Origin of the sequence: Serratia sp. CY31944 (genome assembly GCF_052169175.1) — a bacterium.
Taxonomy (GTDB): Bacteria; Pseudomonadota; Gammaproteobacteria; order Enterobacterales; family Enterobacteriaceae; genus Serratia; species Serratia sarumanii.
The window spans coordinates 125,923-146,871 of the sequence record NZ_JBJNLG010000013.1 but is presented as its reverse complement, the minus strand read 5'-3'; the positions used below and the strand labels follow the sequence as shown (position 1 = coordinate 146,871).

Here is a 20,949-nt window from a genome sequence, read left to right as displayed (position 1 = left end):
CCAAGCCTTATATTATTATGCTTTCGAATCCGCTGCGGCCGGGGCCTGATAGCCACCGCCCAGCGCACGGATCAGTCCTATCTTCGCCTGCAGTAAGTTGCTGCTGGCATTCAACTCCGCCTGTTGCTGCTGCAATAGCTGCGTCTGGCTGGTCAACAGATCGTCGCGCCCGATAATCCCTGCCTGGTAACGGGCGTTGGCGACCTGATACACCTGTTGCATCGACTGGGCCGCGGACGCCGCCTGCAGCTGCTGTTGCGCGGAACTCTGCTGGATGGTGATGGCGTCGGCGGTTTCCTGTACCGCATTCAGGATGGTTTGGTTGTAGGATTCCACCGCTTCGTCATACAGCGCGGATTCCTCGCCCAGCTTGCTGCGCAGCGCCCCGGCGTGGAAGATCGGCAGTGAAATCGCCGGCATCACGTTCCAGGCCTGGCTGGCCGCTTCAAACAGATTCGGGCTGGTGCCACTGGTATTGGTGGTCATCAGGCCGGCGAAGGCTGAAATGGTCAGGCTGGGGTAAAACTCTTTACGCGCGGCGCTGACGCGCTGGCTGTAAGACTCCACCAGCTGGCGTTGCGCGGCGATGTCCGGGCGTTTGCCCAGCAGATCCGCCGTCAGCTCGCCCTGCGGCGCCATCAGGTTGTCTGCAGGCAACGGCACCTGACGCAGGTGCTGCATGGCGTTCGGCCCCTGGCCCGCCAGCGCGGCGAGCTGGTGCCGGAGCTGCTCGATCTGCGACTGCAACTGCAGGATCTGCTGCTTGGCGACGTCGGACTGCGCCTGGGTTTGTTGCGGCACGTCGACGCCGGTCAGGCCGGCCTGATAGCGCTGTTGGCGCAGCGCGGTCAGGCGCTCATTGTTGTTCACTTCCTGCTGCAGCAGCTTCTCGAGCGCCAGATTGCTCTGCAGCTGATAGTAGGCGGACGCCACCGAGCTGGTCAGCGTCAGCGCCGCCTGTTCCTGCTCGGCACGCGCGGCGTTGACCTGCGCTTTGGCGGCGTTCACCTGGTTGCGGTATTTGCCCCACCAGTCGAACTCGTACGCCAGGTTCAACCCCAGCGAGTTGGAGCTTGAATAGATCGGCTTATGCGGATACCCCAACCCCATATTGACGTTTTGCGGCACGCGCTGGCGCTGGGTGCTGGCGTTCAGATCCAGGTTCGGCCCGTTGGCGGCGCTGGCTTCGCCCACCACGCTCTGCGCTTCGCGCACGCGGGCGGCGGCCTGCCGCAGGGTCGGCGAGCTTTGCAGCGTTTGCGTCATCAGGGTATCCAACTGCGGATCCTTGAGGGCGCGCCACCACTGCGGGCTGACGGCCAGCGAACTGACTTTCGGCTGAGCCAACTGCAGGCTCTGCGGATCCATCAGCGTGGATTGCGGGGCAATATTATCGGTCGAAGCACACCCGGCCAGCAGCAACACGGCGAACAGCGGGGTGAATCTCCAGTTAAATGGGGATCGCATAATAGGTACCTGAACAGAAATTGTGAATTAGGGTAACTGTTCTGTGATTTCCATTTGATCCAGACGTGCCAGCAATTTGCGCGTCAGCTGTTCCAGCTGTTTTTGCTCATCGTCGGTCAACGTGGACCACAGGAAATGCAGACATTGGTGCTGCGGCGGCAGCAGTTGACTGAGAAACTCTTCCCCCTGCGGTGTCAGATGCAGATGCAGGCAGCGGCGATCGTTGTCGCTTTCCCGGCGCTCGATCCAGCCGCGTTTCTCCAGCTCATCGGCGATGCGGGTCGCATTGGTGCGCGAGGAGCCCAAGGCAGAGCTTAGCTCAGAAGGTTGGATGCTGTGGCTCTCCTGCGCATCCAGGGTAATCAGCGCCATAAACAGTGTTTCGTTAATCCCCTGCGCCTTGAGCATCTTATTGCGGTTTTCCAGCAGCTTGCCTTGCATGTGCATGCACAGGCGGGTCAGCAGGATTTCCTGATAAGGGAAATCTTTCTGCCGCGTGGCGCGGAAATTCAGCATTTGTTCTATGGGGGCAAACGAGCTTTCCATAATTTAGGGCCTCATTAATTTCGTTCGAGATAGTAACGACGGTGACTAATAATGTAAATGTTCAGCCGTGCGGATAATTTAGCAATTCGTGTCATTTGTCAGTGTTTGTAAAGATGTGGCGCCTGAAAACGCCAAAGTGAAGCCAAACGATCGGAGCGGCGTCAGCCCGGACCGAAAAGCATTAACAGCTTTAATGTGACGCCAAAGGCCGTCGCGCCGAGCAGCGTCGACAGAATGATGCTTTTGCTGCGGTAGAAGCACAGCGCCAGCGCGGCGAACCCCACCAACGTCGGCAGCAGCTTGTCCGGTTCGCGCATCACCACCGGCGTGCTGGAGACCACCAGCAGGGCGCAGATCGAGGCGATGCCGATGCTGTCGAGCAGCAGGGCGGCTTTACCGCGTTTGAGGCCGGGCTGGGCGCGCGCCGGCGCCAGCCGCAGCGGCAGATAACGGAACAGGTAATTGGCGCAGCCCACCACCAGACCGATCGCCAGCACATCAGTGTTCATGGGGGGCCTCCGCAGGGGCTGGCTGGAACAGGGCGGCGATGCAGCCGGCGCCGATGCCGGCCAAAATGGCAACCGGAATGGAGAACAGCACTACGCCGAGCAGCGCGCCGGCCAGCGCGGCGGCGATAGTCAGGCTCTGCGGGCGGCGGAAGGCGGCCAGCAGGAAGCTGAGAAACAGCGCCGGCAGCATGAAGGCCAGCGAGGCTTCGATCACCGGGAACTGCTCCAGCGGGCCGTTGCCGAACAGCGCGCCGAGCGCGGTGCCGGCGACCCAGGAGAGCCAGGAACAGAGCGCGATGCCCAGCATCCAGTTTTCGCTCCAGCTGCGGTTATTGCGCATCAGCCTGGCGGTCGCGGCGGCGAAAACTTCATCGGTCAGGCCAAAGGCCCACATCGCCGTTTTGCCGGGCGACATGCGCGAGACGATGCGGTGACGCAGCGCCGGGCCGTACAGCAGGTGGCGCACGTCCATCGCCATCACCGTCAACGCGGAGACCCACAGCGACATTCCGGCGCTCAGCAGGGCGGTGATCACGAACTGGCTGGCGCCGGCGTAGATGATGCAGGAGAAGAAAATGCTTTCCAGCGGGGAAAAGCCCAGTTTGACGGCGCTGAGGCCGAAGGCGAACGCCACCGGGACATACCCGATGACGATCGGCAAACTGTCGACGACGCCGTTGGCGAAGGTGGCGCTGACGGCGGGCGGATTGAGGCTGTCTGCAGCTTGGCTTTGCATGGTTGTGGGTCGCAGGGTAGATAGGACTTCAATAGTTTATGGCCAGAACATTACCAGAGAGTAAGTAATGTTTATACCCTGCACCGCTAATAAATTTCTCAAGTTACTATTTGCACGATAATCAGATTGCCGCCGGCCCCTGCGGATCGTGGTGCTTGCCGAGCCACCAGGTCAGCAGGTTGAGCAGGCATAACACCCCGCCGGCGGCGGCCACGCCGTACCAGCCGGCATGCTGATACGCCGAGGCGGAGAGCAGTGAACCGAGGGCGCCGCCGATAAAGTAGCTGGTCATGTAGCCGGCGGTCAGGCGGTTGCGCGCGTCCGGCATGATGCGGTACATCACGCTCTGGTTGGTGACATGTACTGCCTGCACCGCCAGATCGAGGATCAGGATGCCGGCGATCAGCGCCCACAGCGATTGTTTAGCCAACGCAATGGGTATCCAGGACAGCAGCAACAACACCAGGCCGACGGTGGTGGTCAGCCCGGCCTTGCCCTTGTCCGCCAGATGCCCGGCGCGCGAAGCGGCCAGCGCCCCGGCGGCGCCCACCAGGCCGAACAGCCCGATTACCCCCTCGGAGTAGTTGAACGGCGGCGCGGCGAGCAGAAAGGCCATGGAGGTCCAGAGCACGCTGAAGTTGGCGAACGACAGGGCCCCGAGGATGGCGCGGGTGCGCAGCAGCGGCGTGCGGCAGAACAGGCTGAAGATCGAGGCCAGCAGCTGCGGGTAGTTCAGCCCGGAGTGCTGCTTATAGCGCGGCAGCGCGCGCCACAGGATCAGCGCCATCAGGATCATCAGCACGCTGGCGACCCAGTAGATGGTGCGCCAGCCGCCGAACGACGCCAGTGCGCCCGCAACGGTGCGCGCCAACAGGATGCCGAGCAGCAGGCCGCTCATGATGATGCCGACGGTCTTGCCGCGCTTTTCCGGGTGAGCCAGCGTGGCGGCCAGCGGCACCAGGATCTGCGCCACCACAGAGAACAGCCCGGTGAGCGCGGTGCCGAGGATCATCATCGGCAGCGTGGCGGAGGTGGCGGTGATCAGCATACCCCCGGCGGCCAGCAGCGTCATGAAAACGATCAGCCCGCGGCGCTCGAACATATCGCCGAGCGGCACCAGCAGCAGCAGGCCGGTGGCGTAACCGAGCTGCGCGGCTGTGACGATAAAGCCGGCCTGGTTGACCGACAGATTGAAGCTGGTGGCGATGGTTTCCAGCAGCGGCTGCGCGTAATAGTTGCTGGCGACCGCCAGGCCGGTAGCGATGGCGATCAGCACGGTCAGCGCCGGGCTGAGGCCCGGGTGGACGTTTTGTTGGTTCATGATTTTTTCATCACGGGAAGAAGATAGCGCGCAGTATCCGGCAATGCGTCTGCGGAAACCAATGTATAATTTTCATTTGATTTATCTCATTTCAAGATAGATGCCATGAACCTGAAACAGATCCGCTATGCGCTGGCGGTGGCGGAGGAACAGAGCTTCACCCGGGCGGCGCAGCGCTGCCATACGGTGCAGTCGGCGCTCAGCCACCAGATCGCTAAACTGGAAGAAGAACTGGGCTGTACGCTGTTTGAGCGCACCTCGCGTCGGGTGCGATTGACCCCCGCCGGCCAGGCTTTCATTCCCTCGGCGCAGCGGCTGCTGGCGGCACAGCAGGCGCTGGTGGAAGAGGTGACCGCCGCCGGGGATGCGGTGTCCGGCACCTTGACCATCGGCACCATTTCAACCATAAACGCGATTGATCTGACCGAAAAGCTCGACAAGTTTCATCGCCACTATCCGGCGGTGAACATCCGCCTGTACGTCGGCATGAGCGAAGCCCTGCTGGAGGACGTGCGTCAGCAGAAGTGCGATATGGCGTTCGTCGGCATCTGGCCCGGCGATGTCGATTTGCTGCCGATGTCGCACCGGCAGTTGACCGATGAGCCGCTGGTGGCGTTGGTGGCGCCGCAGCATCCGCTGGCCAACCGCGAGCGGGTGAATCTGCAGGCGCTGGCGGAAGTGCCGCTGGTGGATTTCTACAGCGGCACCGGCGCGCGGCGCCAAACCGATCGCGCCTTCCAGGCGGCGGGCATCCGCCGGCACGTCAGTTTTGAAATCGATCATATCGAATGGTTGGAGAATCTGGTGCGGCGCGGATTGGCGGCGGGCATCGTACCGATCTCGACCGCGCAACGCCTAAGCACGCTGGTGTCGATTCCGATTGAAGACGGGCCGCGACGCCAGGTGTATTGCATCTGGCCGCAGCCCTTGTCAAACGCCGCCGCACGTTTTTTACAGTTCAGCGGCATTGATATGGCGGGGTAGGGGACGGCGGATGCGGCGCCCCCGATCGGTTACGGCTTCGCCGCCTCGGCGGCGGTTTTCACCCAGCCGTCGAAGGTCGCCTGGTGCGCCTTGATCCAGCCGTTGACGTGGTTCTGGATGTCGGCTTCCGAAGCCTGGCCTTCATGCATACGCAGGTTTTGCGCGTTGATGTCGGCGATCGGCAGCTTCATGATGGCGAACAGCTTGGCGGCCGCCGGATTGGCTTCGGCCCACTGCTTGTTGGCGGCGATGCGCATGGTGTTGACCGGGAAGCCGTAGTTGGCGCCGTTAGGCAGCTTGGTGTCGACGTTCTTCTGCTCGCCCGGCAGGGAGGAGAACGGCACCTGCAGCCAGACCACGTCGCGGCCCGGCACCATCACATCGCTGACCCAGTACGGCGTCCAGGTGTAATACAGCACCGGTTTGCCCTCTTTGTAGCGGGTGATGGTATCGGCGATCATCGCCGCGTAGTTGCCCTGGTTGTGCTCGACGGTGTTGCTCAGGCCGTAGGCCTTGATGTGGTGGTTGATCACCGCTTCGCAGCCCCAGCCCGGGGTGCAGCCGGTCAGATCGGCCTTGCCGTCGCCGTTGGTGTCGAACAGCTTGGCGATCTTGGGATCCTTGAGCTGCTCGACGTTGGTGATGTGATATTGCTCGGCGGTCTTCTTGTCGATCAGGTAGCCCTGCGCGGCGCCGTTGACGTAGACGCCTTCGCGGTAGAACTTGGCGTCGCCGCCGGCGGCCTTGTACTGATCGGCGTGCAGCGGATCCCAGTTGACCGCGATAAAGGTCGCGTCGCCGGAGGCGATCGAGGTGTAGGCGACGTTGTAATCCACTTCACGCGGTTCTTTCACGTCGTAACCCAGTTTTTCCAGCGCCTTGCTGACCAGCAGCGTCTGGAAGGTCTCTTCGGAAATGGTGCTTTGCACCGGCTGTACCGCGATCCCCTTGCCGGGTAAATCTGCCGCGCTCACGCTCTGTGAGCCAATCAGCGTCGTCAGGGCGAGAGCCCAGATGCCCGTAGTGCGCATAGTGTTTCCCCTTTTTTCGATGTGGTGGTGTCATAGCCCGCCGGGGCCGCAGCCGCCGGCGGGAAAAGCGTCAGGCTTGTTTGATGAACGGGCGAGTCAGCAGCCCGATGGGGCCGCGGCGGTACCAGCGGCCGATGCCTTTGCTGCGGCGATCGCGCCCCAGCGATTGGGTGAGGCGATCGAGAATGATCGCCAGGATCACGATGCCGACCCCGCCGACGGCGGCCAGGCCCATGTCCAGCCGGCCGATGCCGCGCAGCACCATCTGGCCCAGCCCGCCGACGGCGATCATCGAGGCAATGACCACCATCGACAGCGCCAACATCAGCGTCTGGTTCACGCCGGCCATGATGGTCGGCATTGCCAGCGGCAGCTGCACCTTGAACAGCAGCTGGCGCGGGCTGGCGCCGAAGGACTCGGCGGCCTCGATCAGATCTTCCGGCACCTGCTTGATGCCGAGAATGGTCAGGCGCACGATCGGCGGCAGCGCGAAGATAATGGTCACTACCACGCCCGGCACGTTGCCGATGCCGAACAGCATGACGATCGGCACCAGATAGACGAAGGCCGGGGTGGTCTGCATCGCGTCGAGCAGCGGTCTAATCACCTTGGCGGCGTGCTTGCTGCGCGCCAGCCAGATGCCGAGCGGCAGGCCGATAAGGATGCAGAAGAACAGTGCGGTCAGCACCAGCGCCAGCGTGACCATCGCCTGCGACCAGGCGCCGATGGCGCCGATGGCGACCAGGGAGAGCAGCGTCGCGGCGCCCATGCCGAGGCCCGAGACCTGCCAGGCGAGCAGCGAGAACACCAGAATGGCGATCGGCGCCGGCATGCCCAGCAGCAGTTGCTGGAAGCCGCTCAGGATCATGTCGACCGGCACGCGGATGCCCTGGAACAGCGGGCGGAAGTGCAGCACCAGCCAGTCGATGCCCTGCGTGACCCAGGTATCGAACGGCACCCAGGCCTTGTGGAACGGATCGAGCAGGCTGAAGTGTTCCGGCTGCGCCGGGGCGCTGCTGAGCCAATCGGCACCTGACGCGGCGGCGTCATGGGTGGCCGGCGGCGGCGCGCTGGACCAGGCGTCGCCGGCGTTGGCGGCGGCATCGTTTGCGGGTGCGGCGCCGGTATCGGCCGGTGCGGTAGCCCAGGGATCTTGGGTTTGCGTAGTATCACTCATTGGCGGAGCCCTCCTTGTCCAACGCCTGCAGCAGCATGGCCTTGGAGATGATGCCGAGATAGTTATGTTCTTCGCACACTACCGGCACCGCGCACGGCGCCTGGGCGACCAGGGAAATCAGATCGCTGAGCGGCGTGTCGGCCGGCACGGCGGCAGGGGCCTCGAGCAGGGCATCGTCCAGCGTTTGATTGGCGGACAGCGCCTTTTTCAGCGACTCTATCGACACCACGCCGATAAATTTCTTTCCACGTTCAACAACATAACCATAATCACGGTCCTCATCGCGCAGCAGCTGCAGCGCCGATCGGGGGCCAAAGCCGGGGGTTTTGCGGATCAGCGTCACCGGGCGCCGTTGGGCGATATCCTTGGCGCTGAATACATGACTGATGTCCACGCCGCGGAAGAAGGTGCGCACATAGTCGTTGGCCGGGTTGTTCAGGATCTCGTCCGGCGTGCCGACCTGGATCACCTCACCGCCCTGCATGATGGCGATGCGATCGCCGATGCGCATCGCTTCGTCCAGATCGTGGGAAATAAACACGATGGTGCGCTGATGCTGGGCCTGTAATTTCACCAGCTCATCCTGCATTTCGGTACGAATTAACGGATCGAGCGCCGAGAAGGCTTCGTCCATCAATAATATATCCGGGTTATTGGCCAGGGCGCGGGCTAATCCCACGCGCTGGCGCATGCCGCCGGATAATTCATCTGGATAAGACAGCGCATAATTCTCCAGCCCGACCTGGCGCAGGGCATCCAGCGCTTTTTCTTGGCGTTCCTGCAGCGGTATGCCGGCTAATTCCATACCGAATGCGGTATTATTCAGGACGTTCATGTGCGGCATCAGCGCGAATGACTGAAATACCATGCTGATCTTATTTCGCCGCACGGTGCGCAGCGCGGCGTCGGATATTTTGGCGATGTCCTCACCGTCGATCAGCACCTGGCCGCGGGTGGGTTCTATCAGACGATTGAGAAGGCGTACCAGGGTGGACTTGCCGGAACCGGAGAGCCCCATGATGACAAATATCTCGCCTTCTTCAATGGCCAGAGTGGCGTCTTTTACGCCGAGCGATAAGCCGGTTTTTTCAAACAGCCGATCTTTTGTCAGACCTTTATCCAGCAGTTTGAATGCGCGTTCCGGGTGTTCGCCAAATATCTTATACAGGCTCTTTACTTCGAGTTTAATTGCCATGCAATTTGCTGTTTCCTCTGGTTTAATTAACGCGTTATGGGCTGTCCTTAGCAAAATAAAAGAGCTTTTTACCCTAACACAGTGAATATCTGAGACAACCCTCAATGTCATTTAAATGGGATATTGGTGGTTTACATCAAGGTTTTAATTAGTTATGGTAATTTTGCCCATGCCTCGAAATTGACGGCCGCTATTCGCCATAATGGTTTGGTTTTTAGGGAAATAACGCGGCGTGAAGCAATGGGATATTTCGCTTCTGCGCCTGCCGTTTCGGATAATAAAAAACCCGACCAGAGGCCGGGTAAAAGTCATCAGTATTTCATCAGTTTTAACGACAGGTGCCGATATCGAGGGGGATATCGTCGGACGCTATGTTATCGCCGTAATATGACAGCCAGATGGCAGCCTCAGGCCTTGCGATACAGCCGCCGCGGGTGGCCGATATTGCCGTACAGCATCTCCACCCGCACGAACTGGGTGGCGACGCAATATTCCAGATAACGGCGGGCGGTGGTCTTGCTGATGCCGACCTGCTCCACCACGTCCTCCACCGCATGCGCCACCGCCGGCTGGGCGATAAACAGTGCCTGCACCAGCTCGAGGGTATTGGTTTCGATGCCTTTGGCGCTTGGCTCGCTGGAGAACTGCTTCGACTGCAGGTTGTACAGCGCATCGACGTTGTCCTGATCGATGATCTTGAAGGTGCGCTGGGTTTGCACGAACTGCATGAAGCGTTCGAGCGAATTGCGCAGCCGCTTGTAGGATACCGGCTTGATGATGTAGTCGAAGGCGCCGTTGCGGATCGCCTGGCTGCAGGTGTGCATGTCGCTGGCGGCGGTGATGAAGATCACCGAACAGGCGGGGTTCTTCACCGCCGGCTCTTCCATCAGCTCGATGCCCTGGCCGTCCGGCAGAAAGTTATCCAGCAGGATAAGCCGCGGCTGATGCGCGTTGGCTTTGGCCCGCGCTTCGGCCAGCGTGGCGGCGTAAGCCACCACCCGCAGGTTGAAATTTTTCTCGATGAACTCCGCGTGCAGCGTCGCCAGTTGCGGCTCGTCTTCCACGATCAGAACGTCCAGTGCTTGGTGTGACATAATCGGGTGCTCAAAAAATCGGGTTATGGGTTTTATTTAGGGATAAATATAGAGAATATCGCGCCGTGCGGCTCGTTGTCCGACACTTCTATGCTGCCGTGCGCCTGCGCCACGTGGCTGGCGACCAGATGCAGGCCGATGCCGTGGTCGCTTTTATCCGCTTTGGTGGTGACGCCCTGTTCAAACAGCGTATCACGAATCTCCTCGGCGATGCCGGTGCCGCGATCCGCCACCTCGATCACCAGCTCGTCGCTGCCGTCGCTGATATAAAGCTCGATCGCGTCGTGCGGGGCCGGGCAGTGCAGCGTCGCCTCCACCGCATTATCCAGCAGGTTGCCGACGATCGACATCAGTTCGGTCTCATTCAGCGCCGCCGGGATCTGTCGCAGCTGGCAGGCCGGATCGAAGCGCAGCTCGATGCCTTTTTCTCTGGCGCTGGAATATTTGCCCAGCAGCAGGCCGCACAGCGCCGCCGAACTGAAGCGCTGCGAGATGAAATCGAGGATCTCCTGCGCGCCCTCCGACTGGGCCTCCACGTAACGGATGGCCTCGTCGTAGCGCTGCATATGCAGCAGCCCGGCCAGCGTGGCGGTCCAGTTCAGCTGTTCGTGGCGCATGATGCGCAGGTTGTCGGCATAGCGTTTCACCTGGCTAAGCTGGCTGCTCAGGGTATTGATGTCGTTCTTGTCGCGGAAGCTGATCACCCAGCCTTGCAGTTCCTGCTCCTGCATGATGCGCACCCGGCTGGCGATCACCCGCACATGGTTGAAGCGGCACACCTCGTCGTGCGTATCCTGGCCCAGCTGCGCGGCGGCGAAGAAGTTCGGCTGCGCCTGAATGACGTCGCCGATCGGCCGGCCCAGCAAGCCGGCGGCGGGCTGGTGCAGATCCAATAGCTCGCGCGCCGCATGGTTGATGGTGATGATCCGCAGCTCTGGATCGATGGCGATCACCCCTTCATAGATGGCTTCCAGCAGCGCTTTTTGCTGGCGCACCAGCAGCGCGATCTCTTTCGGCTCCAGCCAGAACATCTGGCGCTTGAGGTTTTTCGACAGCAGCCAGGAAAAGACGAACAGGGCGATCAGCAGCAGGACGATGGAGCCGATAATTTGCGTCAGCGTCCTGGCATTTAAATTATCGATGTGCGATTTCAAATAGCCGACGGAAACGATGCCGATCACGTGATTATTTTCATCCAGGATCGGCGCCTTGCTGCGCAATGAAACGCCGATGCCGCCCTTGCGAATGGAAATAATGCTTTTCCCTTCCAGCACCTCTTTATTATCGCCGCCGATCATCGGCGTGCCCAGGCGGCCTTCATATTCGGAATGATAAAGATGGCGGGCGTGATTATCGCCGATGACAATATAACTGGCGTCGCTGCTGGCGCGGATTTTTCTCATCAGCGCAGTGATTCGGGCGGCGTCGTTGTTTTCCACCGCGTCGACCAGCGAAGGAATGAGGGCGATTTCCCGCGCCTGCACCTGCGCGCGGGCGCCGAGATCGCGGTGCAGCTGCGCATCCAGCTGGTAATAGGTGTAGGCGCCGATGCAGGTCAACAGCAGGCAGGAGAAGGCCACCAGGCACAGAAACAGCTTGATTTGAAATGAGAGTTTGAGCCGCATGGCGGAGCTTCACCGTAAAGAGATCCTGAAGCCTTACCCTATCACGAGAAGCGGGGTCTGTAATATTGCGCCCGATCAACTTGTGATCCCTCACACGGGATTAGAGTGAACCGGACGAGAATTGTTCGTCTGCGATAAAGTTGATAAGCTTTAAAATAAAAACGGCATTAACACCATTAAAACCACGCCGGTTTTTACATAATCTTAATTAACCCCATAGAAACCATAACCACCATTAAAAACCCTTTTTAACTTTGAACATAATCACAGCAGATAATCCGTGCGCTTCTCTATGATGGCTGAACAAACTAATAAGAGGCCAGATTATGAGCACAACAGATGATTCTTACCTCGTAGCCAAAGACAAGGCCGCCGATATTCCTCTGCGCGAGAAATGGTGGCGGATACTGGATAATTATAAAGTAGGGATTATTCCGTTACCGTTCTTTATTCTGGCCGGCGTATTGATTCTGCTCGACTGCCTGGAAGGCAAGCTGCCGAGCGATATCGTGGTGATGGTGGCCACCCTGGCGTTCTTCGGCTTCGCCTGCGGCGAATTCGGCAAGCGCCTGCCGCTGATCGGCAAAATGGGTGCGGCGGCGATCTGCGCCACCTTCATTCCTTCCGCACTGGTGCACTACGGCCTGCTGCCGGACGTGGTGGTGGAGTCGACCACCAAGTTCTACAAATCGACCAACATTCTTTATCTCTACATCTGTTGCATCATCGTCGGCAGCATCATGAGCATGAACCGCCAGGTGCTGATCCAGGGCTTCCTGCGCATCTTCATTCCGATGTTGTGCGGCGAGATCGTCGGCATGCTGGTGGGGATGGGCGTCGGCATGGCGCTGGGCCTGGAGCCGTTCCAGATCTTCTTCTTCCTGATCCTGCCGATCATGGCCGGCGGCGTGGGTGAAGGGGCGATCCCGCTGTCGATGGGCTACGCGGCGATCCTGCACATGGAGCAGGGCGTGGCGTTGGGGCGCATTCTGCCGATCGTGATGCTCGGCAGCCTGACCGCCATCGTCATCGCCGGCCTGCTCAACCAGTTGGGCAAGCGTTATCCGCACCTGACCGGCGAAGGCAGCCTGATGCCGAGCAAGCAGGGCGACAGCGACATGAACGCGGTGGAAAAAATCAGCGGCAAGGTGGACGTCAGCACCATCGCCTGCGGCGCGCTGCTGGCCATCCTGCTGTATATGGTGGGCATGTTGCTGCACCGCCTGATCGGCCTGCCGGCGCCGGTGGGCATGCTGTTCGCCGCCGTGGCGGTGAAGCTGGCGCACGGGGTGTCGCCGCGCATTCAGGAAGGCTCGCAGGTGGTGTACAAATTCTTCCGCACCGCCGTGACCTATCCGATCCTGTTTGCGGTCGGGGTGGCCATCACGCCGTGGCAGGAGCTGGTGGACGCGTTCACCGTACAGAATCTAATCGTGATCGTCACGACCGTCAGCGCGCTGGTGGCGACCGGTTTCTTCGTCGGCAAGAAAATCGGCATGCATCCTATCGATGTGGCGATTGTCTCCTGCTGCCAGAGCGGGCAGGGCGGCACCGGCGACGTCGCGATCCTCACCGCCGGCAACCGCATGTCGCTGATGCCGTTCGCGCAGATCGCCACCCGGATTGGGGGCGCGATCAACGTCTCGCTGTCGCTGCTGGTGTTGGCCAAATTCTTCGTATAACTCCTAGAAATCCTTAGCGTTACTTTGCCTTTCCCCGCCCCCGCGGGGATTTTTTTGCCCGCGCGCCGGCCGTACGCGCGGGCGGGGTGGATGGGGGTTATGCCGCCTGTTTCATGGCGGCGTCGTACCAGGCGAAGTAGCGCTCTACGCCGCGGCGGCCGGATTCGATCAGCGCGCGTTTCTTCTCCTCGCTGATGCCGAACTCCAGCGTGCCGACGTCAAGCGTGTCGACATACACGGTGCGTTTCCAGTCGTCGCTGTCCAGGTGCACCTTGGTTTGGATGTCCAGCATCACGTTGGCCACCGCCAGGGTGAAATCAAATAGGTTGTTGACCTGCGTGCGCGGACCTGCCTGCCCGGCTGCCTGGGCGATTTCGCCGGCGGAGTCCAGGCGAAGGCCCAGCGTGCGGGTGTTGATGCGCTGGCTTGAAGCGTCGATGTAAGGCGGCGTGGCGGAGAAGTCATAGTCGAACAGCCGCACCGGGTAGTTGTCGATCATGCCGCCGTCGATGCACAGGTCGCCCAGGGTGTTGTTCTTCGCCACGAAGGCGAACGGGAATGACATCGAAATGCGCAGGCCGTCCGCCACTTTCATGCGCGGCGTAGTGCGATGCGAATAGACCTCGCGCTGGCCGCTGTTGAGGTTGGCGCCGATAAAGTAAATCGATTTGAACCCTTTCGCCGCTTTCATCGCTTCGAACTGCTCGAAGGTAATATCCGGCTTGCCGGTGTATTGCTTGATAATATCGCGCGACCATTGATAGAAATAATCGCCGGGCGCGATGCCGTATTGATTGAACAGGCGATAGGCATCGTGGAGCGTACCGAAAAAGCCGCCGTTATAATCGAGGAATTTTTTAAAATCCATCGCCGACAGAATTTTGGTGACGTCCGCCGAGCTGCAGCCCAAGCCGACCAGCAGCGCGGCGATAGCGCCCGCCGAGGCGCCGGAGGTTTGCTTGATCTGTGGCATGATGCCTTTAGCTTCCAGCAATTCCAGCGCACCGCCATAGGCGATGCCTTTTACGCCGCCGCCTTCAAAGACCAGATTTTCGAATTGATAGTTCATGATATTTCCTCACTCTTGGTTTAGGGAGTAAGAAAAATAACCAAGTGGCGAGCGAGAAAATATTGATTGGGGTTGTGTGAGTCGGCAAACAAAACTATTCATAATAAATATATTATTTATATATTTATTAAAGGAATTTATTAAACAGGCGCATCGGGATTTTTGCGTCAATACTTAGCGCTGTTCAATTCTCGCAAGGAGTCATCATGTTCTGGAAACGTTGTCTGCTGGGCGCGGCGCTGGCCGTTATGTCATTACAGGCCGGCGCCGCCGCGCCGCAGGCCAAAACCCCGACGCCGGGAGTTTACCGCATCATGCTGGGCAGTTTTGAAGTGACCGCGTTGTCTGACGGTATCATTCGCCTGCCGGCGGACAAACTGCTGCTGAACACCACGCCGCAGCAGATCGCCGCCGGGTTGGCCGAGCGGCATCAAAGCCTGCCGGTGGTCACCTCGGTCAATGCCTATCTGATCAATACCGGCGACAAGCTGGTGATGATCGACAGCGGCGCCGGCCAGCTGCTGGGCGACGGCCTGGGCAAGCTGGTGGATAATCTGCGCGCGGCGGGCTATCAGCCTGAGCAGGTGGATGAGATCTACCTGACTCATATGCACCCGGATCACCTCGGCGGCCTGACGCACGACGGCAAGGCGGTATTCCCCAATGCGGTGGTGCGCGCCGCCAGCCAGGACGCGGACTTCTGGCTGAGCGCCGAGCGGTTGAAACAGGCCAAGGCGCAGAACAAAGGCAATTTCGAAAAGGCCATGGCGGCGATCAAGCCTTACCAGGCGGCGGGGCACTTTAAGCCGTTCAACGGCGACGGCGAGCTTTCGCCGGGCATCGCCGCCTTTGCCGCTCACGGCCATACGCCAGGCCACAGTGTCTATCAGGTCACCAGCCAGGGCAAAAAGCTGCTGTTGCTGGGGGATCTGATCCACGTGGCGGCGGTGCAGATGCCGCATCCGAAGGTGGCTATCAGCTTTGACAGCGACGCCAAGGCGGCGGTCGCTCAACGGCTGCGGGTGTTTGGCGACAGCGCGCGGCAGAACGAGCTGGTGGGCGGCGCACACCTGTCGTTCCCGGGATTGGGCTACCTGAACCGCCAGGGAGAAGGGTACAGCTGGGTGCCGCTGAATTACGGCGCGTTGTAACGGGGATGGCCGTCCGTTGGGCGGCCATCGAACGAGTCCAGACGCATTGTTCGATAATTTGGGATGATGATGCCAGACAATCGGGGCTTATTCGCCGCGATAAAGAGTGCATGATTAACGTTACCCTCGTCGTTTTCTTTAAGGATCTCCGATGAACCAGAAAACTCCCCCCGTCGCTATCGTCACCGGCGCATCGCGCGGCATCGGCGCCGCCATCGCCGAGCGTCTGGCCGCCGACGGCTTTACCGTCATCATTAACTATTCAGGCAACCCGGCGCCGGCCGATGAGCTGGTGCGCAAGATAGAACAGCGCGGCGGCCGCGCCTTGAGCGTCAAAGCCGACGTCAGCGATGCATCTGCGGTCGCCCGGCTGTTCGACAGCGCCGAACAGGCGTTTGGCGGCATCGACGTGCTGGTCAATAACGCGGGGGTAATTGCGTTGGCGCCGGTGGCGGACATGCGCGATGAAGACGCGGATCGCCTGATCGACATCAACCTGAAAGGCAGCTTCAACACGATGCGTGAAGCGGCGAAGCGCCTGCGTGACAACGGCCGTATCATCAACTTCTCCTCCAGCGTGGTGGGGCTGCTGCAGCCGGGTTACGGCATGTATGCCGCCAGCAAGGCGGCGATCGAGGCGTTGACCAGCGTGCTGGCGAAAGAGCTGCGCGGCCGCAATATCACGGTAAACGCCGTCGCGCCGGGGCCGACCGCCACCGGCTTGTTCCTCGACGGCAAAACGCCGGAGCTTATCGATCGGCTGGCGAAGATGGCGCCGCTGGAGCGCCTGGGCACGCCGGAAGATATCGCTGCGGCGGTGGCCTTCCTCGCCGGGGCCGACGGCGGCTGGATCAACGGCCAAACCCTGCGCGCCAACGGCGGCATTATCTGATTGACGACGCGCCGCCGCCGGATCGGGTATCCTGTGGCGGTACACATCACATCAAGGGCGGTTTATGGCGGGCGACAATCAGCAATTCCAGCACGGCGTGAGATCGCCCTGCGTCAGCCTGTGCCGCATCGACGACGAAACCCAGCAGTGCCGGGGATGCCGGCGCACGCGGGCGGAGATCGCCGCCTGGCCGACCGCCGGCGACGCGGAGAAACGCGCCATCTGGCGGCGGCTTGAGCTGCGTCAATCGGTGAAATAATCCCCAGCATCATTGCGCTGCCAGATTTCATGTAGCACAATTGAGCTACATGTGATTGACCGACGTTGGGAGCGATTATGTCGACGACGACCATCCGTATTCCAGATGAGCTTAAAGCCCGCGTCACCGCCGTCGCCGAGCAGGCTGGCGTGACGACTCACAGCTTTATTTTGCAGGCCATAGCGGAGAAAACGCAGCAAGAAGAGTTGCGCCGCGACTTTGAGAATGAAGCGGAAAAACGCTATGCCAAGATAATTGCGACGGGAGAGACTGTCTCTTGGAAAGAGATGCGCGGTTATTTGGAAAATTACGCAGCGGGTAACACTGACGCTGTTAAACCTCCGGTTAAAAAATTGGGGCGCTGATGGCAAATGTCGAGTTGGCGCCAGAGGTCAGGGATGATATCGAACGTATTCTCGCTCATTTGGCTCAGTATGGCGCTGCGGATTCAGGGCGGCGCATTCAGGAAATCATCCAGGCGATTGCGGTATTGGAACATAATCCATTGATCGGACGAGCCCTTGGCGCAGGGCTGCGTGAATTGATTATTGGGCAGCAAGCTCGCGGTTATTTGGCGCTCTACAAATATATCCCTGATATCGATACGGCGTTTGTTCTGGCGATCCGTAGTCAGAAAGAACAAGGGTATTGAATGCACGATACCGGCCTGAAAGACCGGTATCGTTGTCATGTCCTCAGAAATCCCAGTCCTCATCCTCGGTGTTGACCGCCTTGCCGATGACGTAAGACGAACCGGAACCAGAGAAGAAGTCGTGGTTTTCATCGGCGTTTGGCGACAATGCCGACAGGATAGCCGGGTTGACCTCCGCCATCGCCGGCGGGAATAGCGCCTCATACCCGAGGTTCATCAACGCCTTGTTGGCGTTGTAGTGCAGGAAGGTTTTCACGTCTTCCGTCCAGCCGACGCCGTCGTACAGCTCCTCGGTGTAACGCACCTCGTTGTCGTACAGATCCTGCAGCAGATCGAAGGCAAAGTTTTTCACCTGCCGGCGCCGTGCGGCGTCCACTTTCTCCAGCCCTTTCTGGAATTTATAGCCGATATAGTAGCCATGCACCGCCTCGTCGCGAATGATCAGGCGGATCAGATCGGCGGTGTTGGTCAGCTTGGCGCGGCTTGACCAGTACATCGGCAGGTAAAAGCCCGAATAGAACAGGAACGACTCGAGGAACACGCTGGCAACCTTCTTCAACAGCGGATCGTCGCTGCGATAGTGCGCCAGAATGATGCCGGCCTTCTTCTGCAGCGCGCGGTTTTCCTCGCTCCAGCGGTAGGCGTCGTCCACGTCCGGCGTTTGGCACAGGGTGGAGAAGATTGAGCTGTACGAGCGGGCGTGCACCGCCTCCATAAAGCTGATGTTGGAGTACACCGCCTCTTCGTGCGGCGTCAGCGCATCGGCGATCAGGGCCGGCGCGCCGACGGTGTTCTGGATGGTGTCCAGCAGCGTCAGCCCGGTGAACACCCGAATGGTCAGCTGCTGCTCCTTCGGCGTCAGCGTGGCCCAGGAGGGGATATCGTTGGACAGCGGCACCTTCTCCGGCAGCCAGAAGTTGGAGGTCAGGCGGTTCCACACCTCCAGATCCTTGTCGTCTTCGATGATGTTCCAGTTGATGGCGCGCACCAGCGGCGCCGATGTTACGGTCGTCATAAGTTGCCTCACAGCGCGCAGGACACGCAGCCCTGCACCTCGGTGCCTTCCAGCGCCATTTGGCGCAGGCGGATGTAGTAAATGGTCTTGATGCCTTTGCGCCAGGCGTAGATCTGCGCGCGGTTGATATCGCGGGTGGTGGCGGTATCGCGGAAGAACAGCGTCAGCGACAGCCCCTGATCGACGTGTTGCGTGGCAGCGGCGTAGGTATCGATGATCTTTTCCGGGCCAATCTCATAGGCATCCTGGTAATACGCCAGGTTGTCGTTGGTCATGTAGGGCGCCGGGTAGTAAACGCGGCCGATCTTGCCTTCCTTGCGGATCTCGATGCGCGAAACGATCGGGTGGATGCTGGAGGTGGCGTTATTGATGTACGAGATGGAACCGGTCGGCGGCACCGCCTGCAGGTTCTGGTTGTACAGCCCGTGCAGTATCACCGACTGGCGCAGCGCGCGCCAGTCGTCGCGGTTCGGAATGGCGATGCCGGCGGCGGCGAACAGCTCGCGCACCCGCTCGGTCTGCGGCAGCCAGTCGCGCTCGGTGTACTTATCGAAGTACTCGCCGCTGGCATAGCGGGAATGCTCAAAGCCGTCGAAGGCGCCGCCGCGCTCGATCGCCAGCCGGTTAGAGGCGCGGATGGCGTGATAGGCCACGGTATAGAAATAGAGGTTGGTGAAGTCGATGCCTTCTTCCGAGCCGTAGAAGATGCGCTCGCGCGCCAGGTAACCGTGCAGGTTCATCTGGCCCAGGCCGATGGCGCGGGCGCTGCGGTTGCCTTCGGCGATCGACGGCACCGAGCGGATGTCGCTCATGTCGGCCACCGCGGTCAGCGCGCGGATCGCGGTCTCGATCGCCTTGCCGAAGTCCGGCGCGTCCATGGTTTTGGCGATGTTCAGCGAGCCGAGGTTGCAGGAGATGTCCTTGCCGATGCGATCGTAGCTCAGATCCTCGTGATACGTGCTGGCGCGGTTGACCTGCAGGATCTCCGAACACAGGTTGCTCATGTTGATCCGCCCGGCGATCGGGTTCTCCCGGTTAACCGTGTCCTCGAACATCACATAGGGGTAGCCGGATTCGAACTGGATCTCCGCCAGCACCTGGAAGAACTCGCGCGCGTTGATGCGCGACTTGCGGATGCGCTTGTCGTCCACCATCTCGCGATATTTCTCGCTGACGGCAATCTCCGAAAACGGCACGCCATACACCCGTTCGACGTCGTAGGGCGAAAACAGGTACATCTCTTCGTTGTTCTTCGCCAGCTCGAAGGTGATATCCGGGATCACCACCCCCAGCGACAGCGTTTTGATGCGGATCTTCTCGTCGGCGTTTTCGCGCTTGGTGTCGAGGAAACGCAGAATGTCCGGGTGGTGGGCATTGAGATACACCGCGCCGGCCCCCTGGCGCGCGCCGAGCTGGTTAGCGTAGGAGAAGGCGTCTTCGAGCATTTTCATGATCGGAATGACGCCGGAGGACTGGTTCTCGATGCGCTTGATTGGCGCGCCCACCTCGCGAATATTACTCAGCAGGAAGGCCACGCCGCCGCCGCGCTTCGACAGCTGCAGCGCGGAGTTCACCGCCCGCCCGATCGATTCCATATTGTCTTCGATACGCAGCAGGAAGCAGGAGACCAGCTCGCCGCGCTGGCGTTTGCCGCAGTTGAGGAAGGTCGGGGTGGCCGGCTGGAAGCGGCCGGAAATCATCTCCTCCACCAAATCCTGCGCCAGTCCGGTGTCGCCCGCCGCCAGCGTCAACGCCACCATGCACACCCGATCTTCGTAGCGCTCCAGATAGCGTTTGCCGTCGAAGGTTTTCAGCGTATAGCTGGTGTAGTACTTGAAGGCGCCGAGGAAGGTCTCGAAGCGGAATTTTTTGGCGTAGGCCTGCTGAAACAGCTGCTTGATAAACGGGAATTCGTACTGCGCCAGCACCTGCGGCTCGTAGTAGCCTTCCTCCACCAGATAGCGCAGCTTTTCCTCCAGGTTGTGGAAAAACACGGTGTTTTGGTTGACGTGCTGCAGGAAGTAGTGCCGCGCCGCCAGCCGATCTTTATCGAACTGGATCCGGCCTTCCGCATCGTAAAGATTGAGCATCGCGTTGAGCGAATGGTAATCCAGCGCGCCCGTCTCGGGCCTGGTCAGTTCTGTCGTTGCCAAAATGCGGTTACTCCCTGTCTAACGTTTTCAACGTCTTGCGTAGTGCCGAGCAGCTCAAAGCGGTATAAAAAAGGCACCTGGCATTTTTTGGCGATGATGTCGCCGGCGATGCCGTACGCCGCGCCGAAGTTGGTGTTCCCGGCGGCGATGACGCCGCGCAGGTATGAACGGTTTTGCGGAACGTTGAGAAAGCGGATCACCTGGATCGGCACCGCGCCGACGGCGCTGCCGCCGCCATAGCTGGGTACGATCAAGATAAAGGGGTGTTCCATCAGCAGCTTGCTGCGGGCGCCGGCGATCGGAATGCGGATCGCCGGCAGGCCCAGTTTCTCAACGAACCTATGGGTGTTCTCCGAGCTGCTGGAGAAATAAACCAGCGGATTCATCGGCG

Annotated in this window: 22 protein-coding genes; 8 read left to right on the top strand and 14 right to left on the bottom strand. The window is 60.2% G+C overall.

The genetic code is table 11. The annotated features are described in order from the left end of the window. Positions 1-15: 15 nt before the first annotated feature. From ACJ8IN_RS15090 to ACJ8IN_RS15070, 5 genes are all read right to left on the bottom strand, one after another. Positions 16-1,467 (bottom strand): efflux transporter outer membrane subunit, encoded by a 1,452-nt coding sequence (locus tag ACJ8IN_RS15090; RefSeq protein WP_033635706.1) that lies wholly within the window; start codon positions 1,465-1,467, stop codon positions 16-18. 27 nt (positions 1,468-1,494) lie between these two features. Next, positions 1,495-2,013, bottom strand: coding sequence for a transcriptional repressor MprA (gene mprA, locus ACJ8IN_RS15085; RefSeq protein WP_004928879.1), 519 nt, complete (start codon positions 2,011-2,013; stop codon positions 1,495-1,497). Between the two features lie 161 nt (positions 2,014-2,174). Continuing rightward, positions 2,175-2,522: an L-valine transporter subunit YgaH gene (gene ygaH / locus ACJ8IN_RS15080; protein ID WP_033649768.1), complete on the bottom strand. Its 348-nt coding sequence runs from the start codon at positions 2,520-2,522 to the stop codon at positions 2,175-2,177. Beyond that, a complete protein-coding gene (locus tag ACJ8IN_RS15075) occupies positions 2,512-3,258 on the bottom strand; it encodes an AzlC family ABC transporter permease (protein WP_043147848.1) in 747 nt (248 codons plus the stop codon). The genes ygaH and ACJ8IN_RS15075 overlap by 11 nt, the downstream gene beginning before the upstream one ends. Positions 3,259-3,379: 121 nt before the next feature. Continuing rightward, positions 3,380-4,579, bottom strand: coding sequence for an MFS transporter (locus ACJ8IN_RS15070; RefSeq protein ID WP_060428522.1), 1,200 nt, complete (start codon positions 4,577-4,579; stop codon positions 3,380-3,382). A 105-nt stretch (positions 4,580-4,684) separates the two neighbouring features. Between ACJ8IN_RS15070 and ACJ8IN_RS15065 the strand changes: the two genes are divergently transcribed. Next, the gene (locus tag ACJ8IN_RS15065) at positions 4,685-5,563 is read left to right on the top strand and encodes a LysR family transcriptional regulator (RefSeq protein WP_033649770.1); all 879 of its coding nucleotides are present in this window, start codon (positions 4,685-4,687) and stop codon (positions 5,561-5,563) included. 29 nt (positions 5,564-5,592) lie between these two features. Here ACJ8IN_RS15065 and proX read toward each other — a convergent pair whose 3' ends face one another. From proX to proV, 3 genes are all read right to left on the bottom strand, one after another. Further along, positions 5,593-6,594 carry a glycine betaine/L-proline ABC transporter substrate-binding protein ProX gene (gene proX, locus ACJ8IN_RS15060; protein ID WP_033635697.1) on the bottom strand — a complete coding sequence of 334 codons (1,002 nt, stop codon included), beginning with the start codon at positions 6,592-6,594 and terminating at the stop codon, positions 5,593-5,595. A gap of 70 nt (positions 6,595-6,664) precedes the next feature. Further along, positions 6,665-7,771 carry a glycine betaine/L-proline ABC transporter permease ProW gene (gene proW / locus ACJ8IN_RS15055; protein WP_033649771.1) on the bottom strand — a complete coding sequence of 369 codons (1,107 nt, stop codon included), beginning with the start codon at positions 7,769-7,771 and terminating at the stop codon, positions 6,665-6,667. After that, positions 7,764-8,966 carry a glycine betaine/L-proline ABC transporter ATP-binding protein ProV gene (gene proV, locus ACJ8IN_RS15050; RefSeq protein WP_442519504.1) on the bottom strand — a complete coding sequence of 401 codons (1,203 nt, stop codon included), beginning with the start codon at positions 8,964-8,966 and terminating at the stop codon, positions 7,764-7,766. Before proV ends, proW begins: the two co-directional genes overlap by 8 nt. A gap of 232 nt (positions 8,967-9,198) precedes the next feature. Here proV and ACJ8IN_RS15045 point away from each other — a divergent pair, with 232 nt between their 5' ends. Continuing rightward, positions 9,199-9,357 carry a hypothetical protein gene (locus ACJ8IN_RS15045; RefSeq protein ID WP_154610457.1) on the top strand — a complete coding sequence of 53 codons (159 nt, stop codon included), beginning with the start codon at positions 9,199-9,201 and terminating at the stop codon, positions 9,355-9,357. A gap of 16 nt (positions 9,358-9,373) precedes the next feature. Here the strand turns inward: ACJ8IN_RS15045 and ACJ8IN_RS15040 are convergent, their stop codons facing one another. Both ACJ8IN_RS15040 and ACJ8IN_RS15035 read right to left on the bottom strand, forming a co-directional pair. Beyond that, positions 9,374-10,060 (bottom strand): response regulator, encoded by a 687-nt coding sequence (locus tag ACJ8IN_RS15040; protein ID WP_033635694.1) that lies wholly within the window; start codon positions 10,058-10,060, stop codon positions 9,374-9,376. Positions 10,061-10,092: 32 nt separating this feature from the next. Then, on the bottom strand, positions 10,093-11,685 hold the full coding sequence (locus ACJ8IN_RS15035) for a sensor histidine kinase (RefSeq protein ID WP_308325989.1): 1,593 nt from the start codon (positions 11,683-11,685) through the stop codon (positions 10,093-10,095). A 326-nt stretch (positions 11,686-12,011) separates the two neighbouring features. Between ACJ8IN_RS15035 and ACJ8IN_RS15030 the strand changes: the two genes are divergently transcribed. Beyond that, entirely contained in the window at positions 12,012-13,367 is a 1,356-nt protein-coding gene (locus tag ACJ8IN_RS15030; protein ID WP_033635692.1) for a 2-hydroxycarboxylate transporter family protein, read from the top strand. A gap of 97 nt (positions 13,368-13,464) precedes the next feature. Here ACJ8IN_RS15030 and ACJ8IN_RS15025 read toward each other — a convergent pair whose 3' ends face one another. After that, complete coding sequence (locus ACJ8IN_RS15025; RefSeq protein ID WP_033649775.1) at positions 13,465-14,436, bottom strand: patatin-like phospholipase family protein; 972 nt, start codon at positions 14,434-14,436, stop codon at positions 13,465-13,467. A gap of 206 nt (positions 14,437-14,642) precedes the next feature. On the opposite strand from ACJ8IN_RS15025, the gene ACJ8IN_RS15020 reads away from it, so the two are divergent. From ACJ8IN_RS15020 to ACJ8IN_RS15000, 5 genes are all read left to right on the top strand, one after another. Continuing rightward, the gene (locus ACJ8IN_RS15020) at positions 14,643-15,587 is read left to right on the top strand and encodes an MBL fold metallo-hydrolase (RefSeq protein WP_308325988.1); all 945 of its coding nucleotides are present in this window, start codon (positions 14,643-14,645) and stop codon (positions 15,585-15,587) included. 151 nt (positions 15,588-15,738) lie between these two features. Next, a complete protein-coding gene (locus tag ACJ8IN_RS15015) occupies positions 15,739-16,479 on the top strand; it encodes an SDR family oxidoreductase (protein WP_308325987.1) in 741 nt (246 codons plus the stop codon). 64 nt (positions 16,480-16,543) lie between these two features. After that, positions 16,544-16,738: a DUF1289 domain-containing protein gene (locus ACJ8IN_RS15010; RefSeq protein ID WP_308325986.1), complete on the top strand. Its 195-nt coding sequence runs from the start codon at positions 16,544-16,546 to the stop codon at positions 16,736-16,738. 77 nt (positions 16,739-16,815) lie between these two features. Continuing rightward, positions 16,816-17,103: a ribbon-helix-helix protein, CopG family gene (locus ACJ8IN_RS15005; RefSeq protein WP_033635685.1), complete on the top strand. Its 288-nt coding sequence runs from the start codon at positions 16,816-16,818 to the stop codon at positions 17,101-17,103. Beyond that, positions 17,103-17,390 carry a type II toxin-antitoxin system RelE/ParE family toxin gene (locus tag ACJ8IN_RS15000; RefSeq protein WP_033635684.1) on the top strand — a complete coding sequence of 96 codons (288 nt, stop codon included), beginning with the start codon at positions 17,103-17,105 and terminating at the stop codon, positions 17,388-17,390. Before ACJ8IN_RS15005 ends, ACJ8IN_RS15000 begins: the two co-directional genes overlap by 1 nt. A gap of 43 nt (positions 17,391-17,433) precedes the next feature. Here the strand turns inward: ACJ8IN_RS15000 and nrdF are convergent, their stop codons facing one another. From nrdF to nrdI, 3 genes are read right to left on the bottom strand one after another with little or no spacing between them, the layout of a single operon-like run. After that, positions 17,434-18,405, bottom strand: coding sequence for a class 1b ribonucleoside-diphosphate reductase subunit beta (nrdF, locus tag ACJ8IN_RS14995; RefSeq protein ID WP_033635683.1), 972 nt, complete (start codon positions 18,403-18,405; stop codon positions 17,434-17,436). An 8-nt stretch (positions 18,406-18,413) separates the two neighbouring features. Further along, positions 18,414-20,558 carry a class 1b ribonucleoside-diphosphate reductase subunit alpha gene (gene nrdE / locus ACJ8IN_RS14990; RefSeq protein WP_308325985.1) on the bottom strand — a complete coding sequence of 715 codons (2,145 nt, stop codon included), beginning with the start codon at positions 20,556-20,558 and terminating at the stop codon, positions 18,414-18,416. Then, positions 20,540-20,944 (bottom strand): class Ib ribonucleoside-diphosphate reductase assembly flavoprotein NrdI, encoded by a 405-nt coding sequence (gene nrdI, locus ACJ8IN_RS14985; RefSeq protein ID WP_033649781.1) that lies wholly within the window; start codon positions 20,942-20,944, stop codon positions 20,540-20,542. Before nrdI ends, nrdE begins: the two co-directional genes overlap by 19 nt. Positions 20,945-20,949: the final 5 nt, after the last annotated feature.